This window comes from Lacipirellula limnantheis, assembly GCF_007746075.1.
GTDB lineage: Bacteria > Planctomycetota > Planctomycetia > Pirellulales > Lacipirellulaceae > Lacipirellula > Lacipirellula limnantheis.
In genome coordinates this window covers 3,336,721-3,351,576 of sequence record NZ_CP036339.1, presented here as the reverse complement: position 1 = coordinate 3,351,576, position 14,856 = coordinate 3,336,721, and the positions used below count along the sequence as shown (strand labels likewise).

General features: G+C 59.8%; 10 protein-coding genes and 1 pseudogene. 4 read left to right on the top strand and 7 right to left on the bottom strand.

What is annotated here, in order from left to right; translation table 11 throughout:
- Positions 1–56 precede the first annotated feature (56 nt).
- From I41_RS12945 to nhaR, 4 genes are all read right to left on the bottom strand, one after another.
- Entirely contained in the window at positions 57–260 is a 204-nt protein-coding gene (locus tag I41_RS12945; RefSeq protein WP_145433090.1) for a hypothetical protein, read from the bottom strand.
- Between the two features lie 199 nt (positions 261–459).
- The gene (locus I41_RS12940) at positions 460–897 is read right to left on the bottom strand and encodes a hypothetical protein (RefSeq protein ID WP_145433089.1); all 438 of its coding nucleotides are present in this window, start codon (positions 895–897) and stop codon (positions 460–462) included.
- 102 nt (positions 898–999) lie between these two features.
- Positions 1,000–1,935 carry a DUF1559 domain-containing protein gene (locus I41_RS12935; protein ID WP_145436342.1) on the bottom strand — a complete coding sequence of 312 codons (936 nt, stop codon included), beginning with the start codon at positions 1,933–1,935 and terminating at the stop codon, positions 1,000–1,002.
- Positions 1,936–2,330: 395 nt separating this feature from the next.
- Complete coding sequence (gene nhaR, locus I41_RS12930; protein WP_145433088.1) at positions 2,331–3,233, bottom strand: transcriptional activator NhaR; 903 nt, start codon at positions 3,231–3,233, stop codon at positions 2,331–2,333.
- Positions 3,234–3,472: 239 nt separating this feature from the next.
- On the opposite strand from nhaR, the gene I41_RS12925 reads away from it, so the two are divergent.
- From I41_RS12925 to I41_RS12915, 3 genes are all read left to right on the top strand, one after another.
- Positions 3,473–3,706, top strand: coding sequence for a hypothetical protein (locus I41_RS12925; protein ID WP_145433087.1), 234 nt, complete (start codon positions 3,473–3,475; stop codon positions 3,704–3,706).
- Between the two features lie 62 nt (positions 3,707–3,768).
- Positions 3,769–4,059, top strand: coding sequence for a TFIIB-type zinc ribbon-containing protein (locus tag I41_RS12920; protein ID WP_145433086.1), 291 nt, complete (start codon positions 3,769–3,771; stop codon positions 4,057–4,059).
- 69 nt (positions 4,060–4,128) lie between these two features.
- Positions 4,129–6,975: a cation-translocating P-type ATPase gene (locus tag I41_RS12915; protein ID WP_145433085.1), complete on the top strand. Its 2,847-nt coding sequence runs from the start codon at positions 4,129–4,131 to the stop codon at positions 6,973–6,975.
- Positions 6,976–7,294: 319 nt separating this feature from the next.
- Here I41_RS12915 and I41_RS12910 read toward each other — a convergent pair whose 3' ends face one another.
- From I41_RS12910 to I41_RS12905, 3 genes and pseudogenes are all read right to left on the bottom strand, one after another.
- Positions 7,295–7,861 (bottom strand): response regulator, encoded by a 567-nt coding sequence (locus tag I41_RS12910; RefSeq protein WP_246133876.1) that lies wholly within the window; start codon positions 7,859–7,861, stop codon positions 7,295–7,297.
- 75 nt (positions 7,862–7,936) lie between these two features.
- Positions 7,937–8,068 (bottom strand): annotated as a pseudogene (locus I41_RS28280) (carbon storage regulator); the annotation flags it as partial.
- Between the two features lie 161 nt (positions 8,069–8,229).
- Positions 8,230–12,309 carry a chemotaxis protein CheB gene (locus I41_RS12905; RefSeq protein ID WP_168206880.1) on the bottom strand — a complete coding sequence of 1,360 codons (4,080 nt, stop codon included), beginning with the start codon at positions 12,307–12,309 and terminating at the stop codon, positions 8,230–8,232.
- A 601-nt stretch (positions 12,310–12,910) separates the two neighbouring features.
- Here I41_RS12905 and I41_RS12900 point away from each other — a divergent pair.
- Positions 12,911–14,722, top strand: a complete 1,812-nt coding sequence (locus I41_RS12900; protein WP_145433082.1) for an alkaline phosphatase family protein — start codon at positions 12,911–12,913, stop codon at positions 14,720–14,722.
- The last annotated feature ends 134 nt before the right edge of the window (positions 14,723–14,856 follow it).

Below are 14,856 nucleotides of genomic sequence, written 5' to 3'. Positions count from 1 at the left end.
CACGCGCAGAAGCGTTCATCGCCTGCGCATCTCATCGCAAATCCTTAGCTTGCGTCTCAGCTGCGCCCCGCAAATCGTCTGCGGGAGGCGTCTTCGACGCCGATTTCATTAGCCACCACAGCCAGGAAGTGCACACCCAAATACTTCACTTCGTACCGGTCGTAGTTATCTTTCTCAAAATCGGCGATGACGATGTCATCAACTGCCGCCGCGGCGGCGAAGAGCACCGCCATAACCGACGAATTGAGGCGCCGGGGCATGAATGATCTTATGACGATGGTTCAGATCCGAACGGGATTAGTTGAGCGCTTTCAAGTCGCAAATGATCGACTTCAAAACAAGAGGATGTCTTTGGCCCTTGCTGATTTCCCTTCTCTTTCCCGTCAGGGCTGCCGGACAATTCGGCGACGTGACCAGGTCTTAACGGGAATGACCCGCGAAGGCCGTTGCTGAATTCCGTCACGGCACGGTCAGGTCGAAGTCCTTTTCCATGTCGCCGGCGACCTCGATGGTCAGGTTGCTATTGCGATTGTACTTTTCCGGGAGGTAAGGCTCGAGCGTCCCCGCGGTCGCTGCGCCGGGCATCGCCGGATCGACGGGCGACTTCGCCGCCGGGCGGTAAGCTTGAATCTCGACCCTCATGGCGCCGGGACGAACCTCCATCTCGTACCGGCCCGAAGTTATGACTGCGACCACCGGGGAGCCGGCGCCATCAAGCCGAATCACGCGGATCTCGCCCTGGTCGACCGCGGCACCGTTGACAGCGACAACGCCGCTCAGCCGCGGCGGACGGTCGTCCGCGCAACCGGCGAAGACCAGAACGATGCCGAGAGGAATCAGTCCGCGTGCGAGCTTGCGACGATGGAAGATGGCGTTCATCAGCGTCCGGCGACTCATCATCGGGAAGGCGAGGCTCCGCAGCGAAAGTTCACATGCCCCCGGCGACAATCCGAATGCCGGCGCCGGCCGGTTTGCCGGCAATCCGTCAGGTGCGGATCCTTAATCAAGGGTTCCGCCCGCGACGGGCGCGTCCTCCAGCGACCCTTGTTTTTGCCAGACGAGCAGTTCAACGCTGTTGTTCTCGAATTTCGCACTAGCGTCGCCCATCAGGACGTGGACGCCTTCGGGGTGCATACTTCGGGCGCTCACCGAAATATCCGACTGGGTGTTGATGCAGGGGGCGCCGGGAGTCTGCTCCCGAGAGTTGCAAAAACAGCGATCGACGCCGTTGTTCGGCGTATTCACCGTCATGTACTGAGAATGACCGCCGTGGTTGTTGAGAATATCGCCGCGCGCGTCGAAGTCGGCGTCGTTGGCCGCCATGATGACTTCCGACATCAACATCGTATTGGAAAGCCCGTCGACGAACGCCTTCATCGGCACACCCTTGGATTTGTCGGGGTAATCCGCAAACGGCGCCCGCATGAATTTCGGATGGCTCCCTCCCGAGCCGCGAAAGCTGCCGTTGCCAAAGCAAACCACATAGTTGCCCCGAGCCCGGTGATACGCGTCGCCATGCCATCGGCCGTTGCCGCGATCCGAAGGGCAATAGTACATCGCAAGGCTCGCGAGCATCTCGTCGCGATTAATCTCGTGCCAGAACGGGAACTTGAAATCATAAGAAGCGAAAAGCGCGGTCTGTTCCAAGAACGGCCAGACCAGCAAGACGAACGTGCGCCGGTCGAGGTCGGCGTTAACGCCGGTGCCGCCCACGGAAATCGTCCCCTGGGGAAAGTAGCCCTTGGAGTCGTGGTGATTCTGAAGGGCAAGGCCCCATTGCCGAAGCTTATTGACGCACTCGGTGCGCCGCGCCGCCTCCCGCGCCGCTTGCACCGCAGGGAGCAACAGCGCCACCAACACCCCGATAATCGCAATGACGACGAGCAACTCGACGAGAGTGAACGCTCGCCGTGCGACGCGGGCGGAATCGATCATGGCGGAAGACTCTCGCGAAAGACTTCATTGAATCCAAGACGAGGACTAACGAACTCCTACAGCGTCTCCGCCTGAGGGCGAGGCTCAATCGAATCAATTCACCAATGGCGAGGAATTCCCCGAATTTGAAGACGAGGCCGCGAGTATAGAACCGGCCGCCAGAAGAATCAAGAGTTCTCCTCTTCGCCGCTGTCGGCGCCGAGCGAACGCGAAGATTCATGGGTTCTTGTGAAGCCGATGATCCACCGGCTCTTCGAGCGGATTATCGACGCGCGAGAGGCGGACGGCCCGGCTAGACGCGCCAGCCGACGGCTTGCGAACTCGCAGCTATTCGCGAAGCCCGCGATGTCATCGCGTTCGATGACAAGCGATCATTGAGATCGCATTGCCGGCCGCTACTTCGCCAGAAGCTTGCGAGCTTCCGCTGAGACGGCCAAAACGCCGGGATGCTGAATTCGGCGTTCCGCGGAGATGGCGAAAAACTTTTCACGGATAGCCTCGATCCGGCCAACTGCCTGCAACTGGTACTGAAGCTGCACGTCCCGTTCGACAACTGAAGGAATCGCCATCAGAGCGTGACCTTCTCGCCCAAACGACTTCATTAATGCGCTGTCCTCGAACTCAGCAAGGACTAGCGGGCGAATTCCATTGGCGTCGAACCATCCATCCATTGATCTTCGCAACACCGTGTTCTCGGTGGGAAGGTAGAACGGAGCTTGGTCTAATGATGCGGGAAAGTTCTTGCGAAACTTCTGTGCAAGCGACTCGACGCCTACGATCGTAATCGTACTTTCTCCCAATAAATGGCTAAAAGCTTGGATGCTGAGCGAAGGGTGAAGCGGAGCATCGGAAAGCACGAGGTCCAAACGATGGAGCGCCAGTTCGGCGAGCAGCTGGTCCGTTTTGCCTTCCCGGCACACCACGCGAACCTTATCAAACGCCAGCGCCGGCTTCAGCAGTCGGTACGTCACTGACTTGGGCAGAACATCGGCGATTCCCACGATCAGTCGTAACGGCAATTCGCGGGGCTGACCGCCGACGCCTCTCAGCAATTCTTGCCCAAGGCTGAAAATCTCGTCTGCGTGTCGGAAGACGAAATGGCCGGTGTCGGTCAGCGCTAGTCCGCGTCCCGCCCGCGTGAAGAGCTTGTGTCCGAGCGTCTTCTCGAGCGCGCGTAGTTGCCCGCTTACCGTCGGCTGCGCAAGAAACAACTTTGGACAAGCCCGAGCGATGCTCCCCTCGCGGGCAACCATCCAAAAGGTGTACAGGCAGTCGAAATTCAGTTGGTCGAGTGTCATTCCATCGGCGCTTTCGATGATTGAGTGGCGTGGTTCCGATGCCCGCTGCTTGTGGAAAAGCCGTATTGTAACCATAGCCAGAGCGCGATGCTCGGGCTTGGATACGATCCTCACACCGAGAGAAGACAATGAAGATCAGCCTACATTGCCGGGGGGTAATTCTGAATCCAGACGGGAGAGCTTACTTGGAGCGGCGGCTGGGATTCGCCCTGGGACGCTTTATGTCAAAGGTAACGCGCGTGACCGTCACGCTCAGTGACGTCAATGGCGACCGGGGCGGAATTGATAAGCGCTGCCGCGTGGTCACCAGCCTGAAAGGAATGGGGCAAATCGTTCTGGAAGACCGCGACAGCAGCCTGCCGGTTCTCCTGGATCGAATCTCTGGCCGTCTCGACCGTCTGGTCAGTCGTCGGCTGGAGCGGGACCGATTTGTTCGAGATCGAATGCCCTTTGGAGGAACCGCGTTTGGGTGAACCTCGCCGCAACGTGAGCGACGAATCGTATTGCTGACTTACTCAACATTTGGAGGACCATGATGAAATGCCCGCTTTGTCATGCCGAACTGCGTATAGCGGAACGGCAAGGCATCGAAATCGATTACTGCCCCGCCTGTCGCGGCGTGTGGCTCGACCGCGGCGAGCTTGACAAGATGATCGAGCAGGCCTCGCCCATGCTCCCCAACGCTAGGTCTGGCGCGCGAGCGTCCTATGACGACGAGTCGGACGCGTCTCCGCGCGGCCAGAGTCGCTATCAGGGCTCAAACCGCCAGCAGCCGCCCCCCAAGAAACGGGGATCGTTTTTAAGTGAGTTGTTTGATTTTGGTTAACCGAGCCTAGCTGCGCACCGTACGGTGCGCGGGCTCGGCCACTGATAGGCGTTGTATTAGGGGAATCACGTGGCGACAGAAGTGTCCTGGGCAAGGAAGGCGCGCATCAGCCATCCGTCCGTCAAACAACTGGAAATGCCGGACGGCGAATTGCCGCCGTCGGAGCCCGGGGCCGACAAGTCAGCGGATCCGTGGCATGCCGTCGACGTCAACGCCGCCGTCCGGCTCCTCGAAACGGACGCCGAGCAAGGCCTCAATGAACAGCAAGTTTTACGGCAGACCGCCCGATTTGGCGCCAACGAGTTAGCCTCGGAGCCTACGACGCCCTGGTGGAATTTAGTCCTCGGGCAGCTTCGCGAAATCGTCGTCATTCTTCTGCTCGTCGCCGGCGTGATCGCGGCGGCGCTGGGAGAATGGCTCGACGCCACGGCGATTCTGCTGATTATTGCGCTGAATGCGGCCTTAGGCTTATATCAGCACTTTAAATCAGAGCGTGCGCTGGCAGCGCTGCGTAACCTCGCGGCGCCCATGGCTCGCGTCGTCAGGTTGGGAGAGACTCGCCGCGTTCCCTCACGTGAATTGGTGCCGGGCGACCGGATTGAACTTGAAGCTGGCGACTCGATTCCCGCAGATATCCGGTTGCTGAAATCCTATCAATTCGAGACTCATGAAGCGGCGCTAACAGGCGAGTCAATGCCAGTCGAAAAAGATCATACGCTCGTCCTTGGTCTGAAAGCGCCCCTTGGCGACCGGCGGAACATGGTCTATTTGGGTTCGCTGGCGACCAGAGGGAGAGCGTCTGGCGTGGTCGTCGCTACTGGAATGCAGACGGAGCTTGGCCGCGTTGCGGGGATGCTTCGCGACCAGAAACCTCCCACGCCTCTGTTGGTCGAGCGAATTAGCCGTCTGGGTCGGAACTTAGTCGTCATCTGCATCATCTTAGTTGGAGTGATTGCGGCTCTCCAATTGTTGCGCGGCCAGTCTTGGCTCGATACGCTTCAGCTTGCGGTCAGTCTGGCGGTCGCCGCGGTCCCTGAAGGACTCCCGGCGGTCCTGACGATCACGCTTGCGATTGGGGCGCAGAGGCTGGCTCAACGTTCGGCGCTGATTCGCAAGCTGGCGAGCGTCGAGACCCTTGGTTCGGTAACGACGATTTGCAGCGACAAGACAGGGACTCTTACTCGAAACGAGATGACGGTCCAAGAAGTCGTCACGTCCGACCAATCCTGGCAAGTCACGGGCGTTGGATACGCCCCCGACGGCGACGTGCTTCGTCAGGCGGGCGGCCAAGACCAGTGGCGAAGTCAGACGAATGGCGATGCCCGATGTGACCAGACGACAACGACCTCGCTAGAACTTGCTCGGGCGGCGTCTATCGGCCTGTGGTGCAACAATGCCACGGTTGAACGTGCCGAGGACGAGGCGCATTGGCAGGCGATCGGCGATCCCACGGAGGCGGCGCTCGTGGTCCTTGCGCGAAAGGTCGGCGTCGTTCGAGATTCGAGCCGGCGTATCGTTCATGAATCGCCTTTTGACTCTGAGCGCAAGATGATGTCCGTCGTGACGATCGACTTGAACTCAAACTACGAGCTGCTCGTCAAAGGTGCGCCCGAATCGATCCTGGCGGCAACGACGCGACAGCTGAGGGCAGGCGGCGTTGCACCCATGCGCGATGAGGACCGGTCGCGAATTCGGGGCTATTGCGAAGAGATGGCTGGTCGCGCGCTGCGGGTTTTAGCGCTGGCCTACCGGCCAGCGAACGGGGCCAGCGACGCCAAGGAAGACGACCTCGTCTTTGCGGGCCTCGTGGGGATGATTGATCCGCCGCGCGCTGAGGCTCAAGAGGCAGTCAGTAAGTGTCACGCCGCTGGTATCCGACCGGTAATGATTACCGGTGATCACCCTGCCACCGCGCGAGCGATTGGGCGTGCGCTCGGCATCTTGTCCGAGCAAGGAGAAGTTGCGATCGGTCAGGACATCGATTCTTGGCCAGACGCGAAACTGCTGGAGCAGGCGCCCCGTATCGACGTCTATGCGCGCGTCTCGCCGGAAAGCAAGTTGAGAATTGTTCATGCGCTCCAGAAGCGCGGGAACGTCGTTGCCATGACTGGCGACGGCGTCAACGACGCACCCGCCGTCAAGGCGGCCGACATCGGCATTGCCATGGGCATCACGGGGACCGATGCGACGAAGGAAGCGTCTGCGATGATCTTGCTCAATGACAATTTCGCCACCATCGTCGCCGCTGTGGAGGAAGGGCGGCGGATCTATGCGAATATCCAGCGATTCGTCCACTACTTGCTTGCCGGAAACGCCGGCAAGCTGATGTTCATGTTTGCAGCGACGCTGCTCAGCTGGCCTGCGCCTCTGCTCGCGATCCAGGTGTTGTGGCTCAATTTGATTACCGACGGACTGCCGGCACTCGCGCTTGGCGCAGAGAAGTCCGGCGGCGGGCTGATGGAGCAGCCGCCGCGAGGCACGCATGAACCGTTAATCGGCAGACGGCGCGCCTTTCGAATTCTATGGCACGGAGGTTTAACGGCCGTCTCAGCTCTCGTAGGATTCTTCCTCGTCTATCAGCACGATCCGATGAAGCTGGCGGAGGCTCAGGTTGTGGCGTTTTGTGTGTTAGGCTTCGCCCAATTGGCCTACGCGCTGACGTGCCGAAGCGACCGAGAGACTTTTTTTGAACTCGGCGCCGCAAGTAACCGTGCGTTGCTGGCGGCGACTGGCGCGTCGTCGATCCTGCAATTAGCCGTGATCCTCATTCCGGCGTGCCACCAGGCATTCGGCGTGGAAGCTTACCCGACCTTGGGTGAATGGGCCTTGATCGGCGTCCTTTCCATCCTGCCGGCTCTCATTATTGAAGTAACGAAGAAGTTTGGTCGCTCGCGCAACGACGCTGCCGCATGTTAAGCTCCCCCTGAGCCTTGCGGCCGTCGAAGGCCAGTGGCAAGGATAGGGGGTGCTGTTGTCTGTTGCGTGAGGCCAGTCTACCCGCACCAGCTCGCCACGGGAGGGCGGTCGGGATCATCGGCATCCCGGTGCGGAGAGGCGAAGGGCAGTCTCATCCGGGAAGTCGCTAAGCGGCGCGCCGCCACAGCGAGGGTTCAACTCGCCATCTTACTTGGCGTCAGGTACTGAATCCTAAATGCACACTGTCTTTGCGGCAGCAACAGGACACGTCGAACATTGACAGTGAATGCGACTTCCAGGCCGTCGTCACAATCAGGCTTCAGTTTGCCGCTGCGACTTGGCTGCGATGCTGTTCCATTGCGTCCCAAAGCGACCGGGGATTCAAGGGCTTGGCAAACCAAGCGTCTACTCCTCGCGGGCCCGCATCGATGCTGAGATCACACGGGGACGTGCCGCTGATGGCGAACACCCTCAGCTTCTCGAAGCGAGCCGAATTGCGAATTCGTCGCAGGGTTTGCGGCCCGTCGCAGCGGGGCATGCGCATGTCCAAGAGGACGAAGTCCGGGCGAACGCCGGCGCCCAGAAACTCCAACGCAGCCAGTCCGTCCGCCGCGGTAATACATTCGCAGCCGTTCATCGTCAGCAGTCCAGCCAAGAGCTCGCGTTCATTGGCGTCATCTTCGACGACAAGGACCCGGAACTTCGGCGCTGATTCCTTTAGAGGGGGGCGTGCGATCGCATCGGAGGGCGTTGCCTCGCGATCGAGGCCGCCGAGCACGTCAATCGCTTCCGACAGAGTCCGGTCCGCCTCAGCCACTTTTCCGACTTGGAGTTGTTTCTGGAGAAGGTGCAGCCGCAAGGTGACCTTGTTTAGCTGATTACGCATGGCGTGTGACAAAGGACCGGGGGGCAGTACAGTCCTGGCCGCTGCGCCGCGCGCGTCTGCCGGAATCTCTCCGCGTAAAATATGGATCTCAGGCGGGGCATCGATCCCGACGCGAACGACATTCCCTTGGACTCGCAGGATGCTGAGCTCCATCCCAAGCGTAGGAAAAACAATCTTCTCGTCTGACCGTCGAGACAGTACAAGCATGCCGGGGTCTCCTTACCCTGAGATGAATGGCGGTCGAACCACCGTGCTCAAAGCTTTGGAGTAAAGGGAGCGTATCGCCCGAAGTGGGTCAAGATCACTTTATCGGCTAGTTTTTCCGTGCGCCGAGCGAGCAATTCATCCCATGCACGGCGCGACGACGTTTATGCCGTTGCGCCATTCACTTCCCCGGCGCAGGGACGCCCGGAAGCAGCATCTTTGAGCGCCCGGTAGAGTTCTTCGGGCCGTAATGGTTTCGTCAAATGATCATCGAAACCGGCTTCCCGCGCCGCTTCGCGGTCTTTCGTCTGCCCATAGCCTGTCAGTGCTATCAGATGCGGTTGATCAGCGCCCCCTAGTTGTCGAACGGCTCGGGCTAACTGGTAGCCGTCCATCTCCGGCAAGCCGATATCTACCAGCATCACGTCGGGCGCCTCCTGTTGGAGAAATCGAAGCGCCGCGGCGCCTGTGTCCGCAGTCGACACCTGGTGGCCGTCCATTTCCAGCAACGCTCGCATCGACTCGCGAATGTCGGCGTCGTCCTCCACGAGGAGAATGCTGCAGGGAGAATCGGGGACCGGGAGCTGATTAAGCTCGCGGGAATCGCTCGATTCATCTCGGCCGACTGGTTGGCTGCACAACGGCAGTCGCACGACAAACTCGCTTCCCAGGCCAGCGCCCTCGCTGAATGCTTCCACACGTCCGCCGTGCAGTTCGACGATAGCGCGTACTAGGGTGAGTCCGACGCCAATTCCCCCCGCCCCGCGATCCAGTGGGTGATCGGTTTGAAAAAAAAGATCAAATACCCTCGTCAGCGCCGTGGGGGAAATGCCACGACCCGTGTCACGCACGCGGATGACCGCTTGATTTGCTTCGCACGAGATGGAGTACCACACCTGTCCGCCTGCAGGAGTGTATTTGGCGGCGTTCAAAAGGAGGTTCACTTGGATCTGCTGAAGTCGGCTCGGGTCGCCCGCAACGATTAGCGGGGCGGCCGGGCGAACCACCGTCAATTCTATTTGGTTTTCGCCAAACCGCGGCAGGGCCTCTTCGAGCACCCCGGAAATCGTCTCTCCCAAATCAAGTGGTCGCCGATTGATTTCGATCGTGTTCCGGGTAAGTCGTGAGACGTCGAGGAGGTCGTCGAGCAGGCGAGCCATATGCCGGCCGCGACGCTCGATAATATGGAACCATTCGGCGGCGGCTTTCGGCAATTCTTGAGCATCGATGACGCTGGTCGCATTGAGCATGGCGGCCAGTGGATTCCGCAATTCATGCGAGAGCATGGCCAGGAACTGATCCCGCTGCTCAACTGCTTCGCGAGACTGCTGCTCGGCTCGCTTTAGAAGCGTGATGTCCATTTTGGCCCCGCTCAGGCCGATAATGCGTCCGCTTTCGTCCTGGAGGGGAAAACGGATGCTCAGAAACGTATGCACGCCGTCCGCTAGCGGAACGTCGATCTCCGTTTTGACGCTGGCTCCCTCGCTAAGGACCTGTTCGTCTTGCGCGGTGATCCGGTCCGCGACTTCGCGGGGATAGACGTCATGGGCCGTTTTGCCGACGGGGTCGCAGCCGAGCACCCGCCGGTAGGCGTCGTCCGCCAGAACGTACCGCTTTTCGAGGTCCTTGATGAACACGAAGTTAGGGGAGTTTCGCAAGATCGACGCGAGGTACCGGTCCTTCAGGCGGACTTCGTCCTCCGCGTGCCTCAGGGCGCCGACGTCAATGAGCGTTAAGACGACGCCATCGACGCCGTTATGAGCACGATACGGCAAGATGCGCAGGAGAAACCACCCGCCCTTTCGATCACGCACTTCACGTTGTCGCGAGTCGCCGGTGCGGAGTACTTCTCGAATCTCGTCGAGCAATCCTGGATGGTCAATCGAGTGAGTGAAACCCTCAATCCGGCGGCCAACGTCCTGCGGCAGCAGGTTGAACGTGTCTGCAATCTGGGGGGTGAACTTGCGGATGCGGAGGTCGGCGTCGAGGAAGACGGTGTGAACGTCCGTGCTCGTCAGCAAGTTATCCATGTCGGCAGTCAGTTCCGTCAACTCGACGATTTTCTTCTGGTGCTCGGCATTGACCGTGTACAGCTCCTCATTGACCGAGTGCAATTCTTCGTTGGTGCTTTGAAGTTCCTCGTTCGCGGCGACTAGCTCCTCGTTGGTGGCTTGCAATTCTTCATTGCTAGTTTCAAGCTCCTCGATCGTGGCTTGGAGATTCTCCTTGGTGTAGCGGAGCTCCGACTCTAAGGAGAGCAGATGATCGCTCGATGCCAGCGGACCGTCGATTTCCTGGAGCGGCTGGGCGGCGCTCGGGGTCGCGTCCGCCGCGTCGAGGCAGACGAGCGCGTGGACCACGTCTGCTCGCCGGTTCAGCACCGGTTTCACCGTCAGGTTGACGAACGTCTCTCCGTTTTCCTGAGCAATGCGGAGTCCGCGGTACACGACAGACGTGTGCTCTTTAGACACACGCTGGAGCGCTCCGGTCAAGGCAACGCGGAGTTCGGCGCTTACCATGTCGAGCAAATCGGTCGTGACACGACCATTCGCGTGCTGCAGGAATCGGCCGGCCCCGCCGAACGCATGGAGCACTTCCCGTCGCTCGCCAACGAGCACGCTCGGCGGCATGTACTCGTCGAGCAATGCATCGTACGAACCGATGAGTTGACCATCGAACCCGAGCGGAGCGATCGGACCGGGAAGCAGCGACGTTCCCGCCCGCATGGGTGCGGACGAGGCCGAGGTCAGGCGAATGTCCGTCGGCAACCGTATGTCCCGGCGCTTGCGGTAGAACTTCCAATGGCCGTCTAGCGTCTCGAACTCGTCGCTTAACTCCCCGGGGGTTTCGCTTGGTCCAAGGACCAGCACGCCGCCGGCTTTGAGCCCGAAGTGGAACAGCGTGAGCGCCTTCTTCTGGGCAAGAGGCTGGAAGTAGATCAGCAGGTTGCGGCAGCTGATCAGATCCATGCGGGTGAAGGGGGCGTCTCGAATCACGTTGTGACGGGCGAAGACGACCATCTGGCGAATGTCTTTCGAGACCTGATAAAGGTCATCCTCCCGTCGAACGAAGAACTGCGCTAGCCGCACCGGGTGAACATCCGCCAGTTCCGCGCTGCGATAGATGCCCGCGCTCGCGAAATCAAGCGACGCGGGGTGGACGTCGGTGGCGAAGATTTTGGCGTTAACCGGCCGGCTGAGCGCGTGGAACTGCTCCTGAACAAGAATTGCAAGCGAATAGACCTCTTCCCCCGTCGCACATGCAGAAACCCAAAGGCGCAGCTCTTCATTTCTTGGTAGTTTCTGAAGAAGGGCCGGCAGCACGACGGTCTCGAGCCGCTCAAAGGCTTCTCGATCGCGGAAGAATCGCGTGACCCCGATCAGTAGATCCTTATAGAGCTTGTTCAACTCCTCCGGGTCCGTCGACAGGCGTTCGACGTAGTCGTCTAGATTGAACGAATGATTCAATTGCAGTCGCCGATCGGTCCGGCGAGCGATTGTTTCAGGCTTGTAACAGGAAAAGTCGATTTCGTAGGAGTCTCGCAGCAAGCGGAACACCGTCTCCATCGCGCTTTCCGTGACAGGCTCGGCGGGGCGAGCCGGGGCGTCGCCGTTCGCGAGGGGGTGGTTGATATAGCGCATCAGGGCGTCGGGGATTTCTTCCGGCGGCAGAGTGAAATGGACCGTGCCGCTTTGGATAGCGCTGTTGGGCATGCCGTCGAACTTCGCCGACTCGGGCGCTTGAGCCACCACCAGTCCGCCAGCGTCATAGACGTCCCGTATGCCGCGTGAGCCGTCGCTTCCCGTGCCGGAGAGGACGATTGCAATCGCCCGGGGACCTGCCTCCTGGGCAAGTGACCGAAAGAAGTGATCGATGGGTAGCGAGAGAAGCGCCGGATCCTTATCCGTCAGCAGGAGCTTTCCTCCGCTAACGATCATGTTCTTCTTTGGGGGCAGCAAGTAAATCGCGTCGGGGCGGATGTCCGCTCCGTCTTCGGCGGCATAAATCGGAATGCCAGTCCGGCGTGCGAGCAACTCGTCAGTCAGGCTCTTGAAGTCGGGAGACAGGTGCTGCAACACCACGAACGTCATGCCCGACTGAGCTGGCATTTGCGAGAAGAGCTTTTCGAGCGATTCAAGCCCCCCCGCCGACGCCCCGACGCCGACAATGTAGGCCGGCGAGCCAACGTGTTTCTCTGCGGGACGCGGGTTCAATGGCCCTTCCTGGAGGACATGTTCCTTCATTGGTCTTCGCATGAGGTTAGGTCAGTAGCGAGGCTTGAACTTGATCAATATTAAAGCTGTGTCCGAAGTCCCGACAAATTGAAAAGGCGATATGTTGTCATCGAAATTCCCGATGATTTGCGCGAGATTCCTCTGCAGAGCGAATCACTCTCGAAGAAAGCTCTCGATCGCCGGAAGCGTCCCCCAGCTGCGCCGTATGAAGGGCCACGGCGCGTCCACCTACCGATTACCCGAACGGCGGCGAACGACGCGAGAGCAGAGACGCGAGCAAGGGCAGCGCTAAATAAGGTTCGACATGAGGACTAGAGGCGGTTTCAGTAATCGTCTCCGCTCTGGCTCGGACTTCTTCCAGCCAATTGGACTTCCGTCGACGAGCCTCGCCAATCAACCAATTCAAACCTGGAACGTACCCCTCCGCCGAAGCCCAACGAAAGGTGCTTGAGCCATGATTCGAGCGTGGGACACCCCGAGGTAGGGTTCGCGGGCTGGAGTTCGACGGAAAATCCCGGGCGCTCGATACGGGCGCCGCTTGTTATAATGGGCGACGTTCCGAGCTTGGATCGGTTCCCAGCTCAGCTTTAATCAGAAATGTTGATGGATCATGCCTCGACGCCTTAGCGCCACGTTCACTTGTGCCGTCGTCGTTTTCAGCTTCGCTGCGATCACGCCGATCTTGGCGGGTGAACGGAAGGTCTTGACCATCGCAATCGATGGCCTGCGGCCCGACGCCTTAATCGCCGCCAACGCTCCTAATATCGACTCGCTTGTCGATGGCACGTTCTTCGGCGCCAGCGGTCCGTCGGGCATCTTTGCCACATATGCGCAGGCAGAACACCTCACGTTTAGCGGACCCGGCTGGGGCGCCTACCTGACCGGGCTCCATGTCGACCGGCACGGCGCCGATACCAACGAATTCGAGAACGTTGTCCCGGGCACGACCGATTGGTTTACACCGCTCGAAGCCTTCGATCCGTCGCTCAACACCCATCGAGCGCTCACTTGGCAGATCGCCCACGACAGTTTCCCTTCGGGTGCGGACAGTTCTATCAACTTTGAATTCACGGCCAATGGCGACCAGCTGATGGCTAATCACGTGGTTGGCCTCATGCAGAACCCGGCGACCGATGCGGTCATGACGTTTTTTGCGGACGTCGACGATGCCGGGCACACATGCGGCTTCGATCCCGGGGCGGCGTGTTACCTTGCGGAAATCGCGAACACCGACGCGCAAATCGGGCAGATTATGAACGCCATGAAGAGCCGGCCGAACTTCGCAAACGAGGACTGGTTGGTCATCATTACGTCTGACCATGGCGGCCTGGGCACGGGCCACCGTGGCGGGTTGCCGCCGCAGCGGACGATTCCATTTATCGTCGCGGGCCCTTTGGCCACCACCATTCTGCCACAGGCCCACCCGCGACTAGTCGATGTGGCAGCGACTGTGCTCGAGTATTTCGGCGCACCGATCCCCAAGGTTTACGACGGACATGCAATCGGTTTGGCGCCGGCCGGGCCGGCGCCGGCAGCGCTCGGACGGAATCTTGTGTTCAATGGCGACGCGGAGTATGGCCGCGGCTTCAATCAAAACTCTATTCAGCAGTATGCCGCAGGCTGGGACGATCCGGGCCCTGGCGGCGTGAACACGATCAGTTATCTCGCTGGCGGCGGATTTCCGTCCCAGCTGGACCCCGGCCCGCCAGATCGCGGCGCCAATTTCTTCTCCGGCGGACTGAATCAGCAGAGCTCCATGTCACAGCGGATCGACGTCAGCAATCTTGCGAGGCAAATTGACGGCGGCAGTCTGATGTTTGAGCTGTCCGCTTGGCTCGGTGGATACTTAAATCAGTCCGACAGCGCCACCGTTACGGCCCGTTCCCTTAACGCCGCGGGCGTTGAAATCGCCGCAATGGGGTTGACCGCCGTCACCGCTGCGGATCGCGGAAATGCCACAGGACTTCTGTGCCGCGAGGACTTCGGTCGATTGCCACCGCTAACCCGATTCATCGATATCGTAATTACGGCATCGAGCGCTTTCGGCGAGAACGACGGCTACGTCGATAACATTTCGCTGGAACTAGCGCCGTTTGGACCGCCTAACGGAATCGTGGGCGATGTGAACCAAGACGGTGTCGTCGCGGGTAACGGTCAAGGCCCTGCAACGACTGACGATGTGACGGCATTCCGTTTGGGGTGGCTGACCAGCGGTCATTCAACGGCGTCCGCAGCCTATATGCATGGCGACCTCAACCTAGACCGCATAACTGATTTGGGGGATTGGGTCATTCTCAATCGGCTCAACCCAGCAATGGGACGAGCGATTCTCGCCTCGCTATCTGTGCCCGAGCCGTCAGGGCTGGTGATGCTCATCCTGGCGGCTGCGGTCGTGTCGACGCGACCGCGTCGTTGCGCATGATGAAGGTCATAGCTCATCGCAGATTAACGCGTTCATTAACCCGCGGTTTTTGAACCAGCTGGTAGGGTGTAGTTCCTGGGACGGATACGATCAACTATGGGCCACGAGTAAGCCAGTTGCGGGTAGAAAGGATT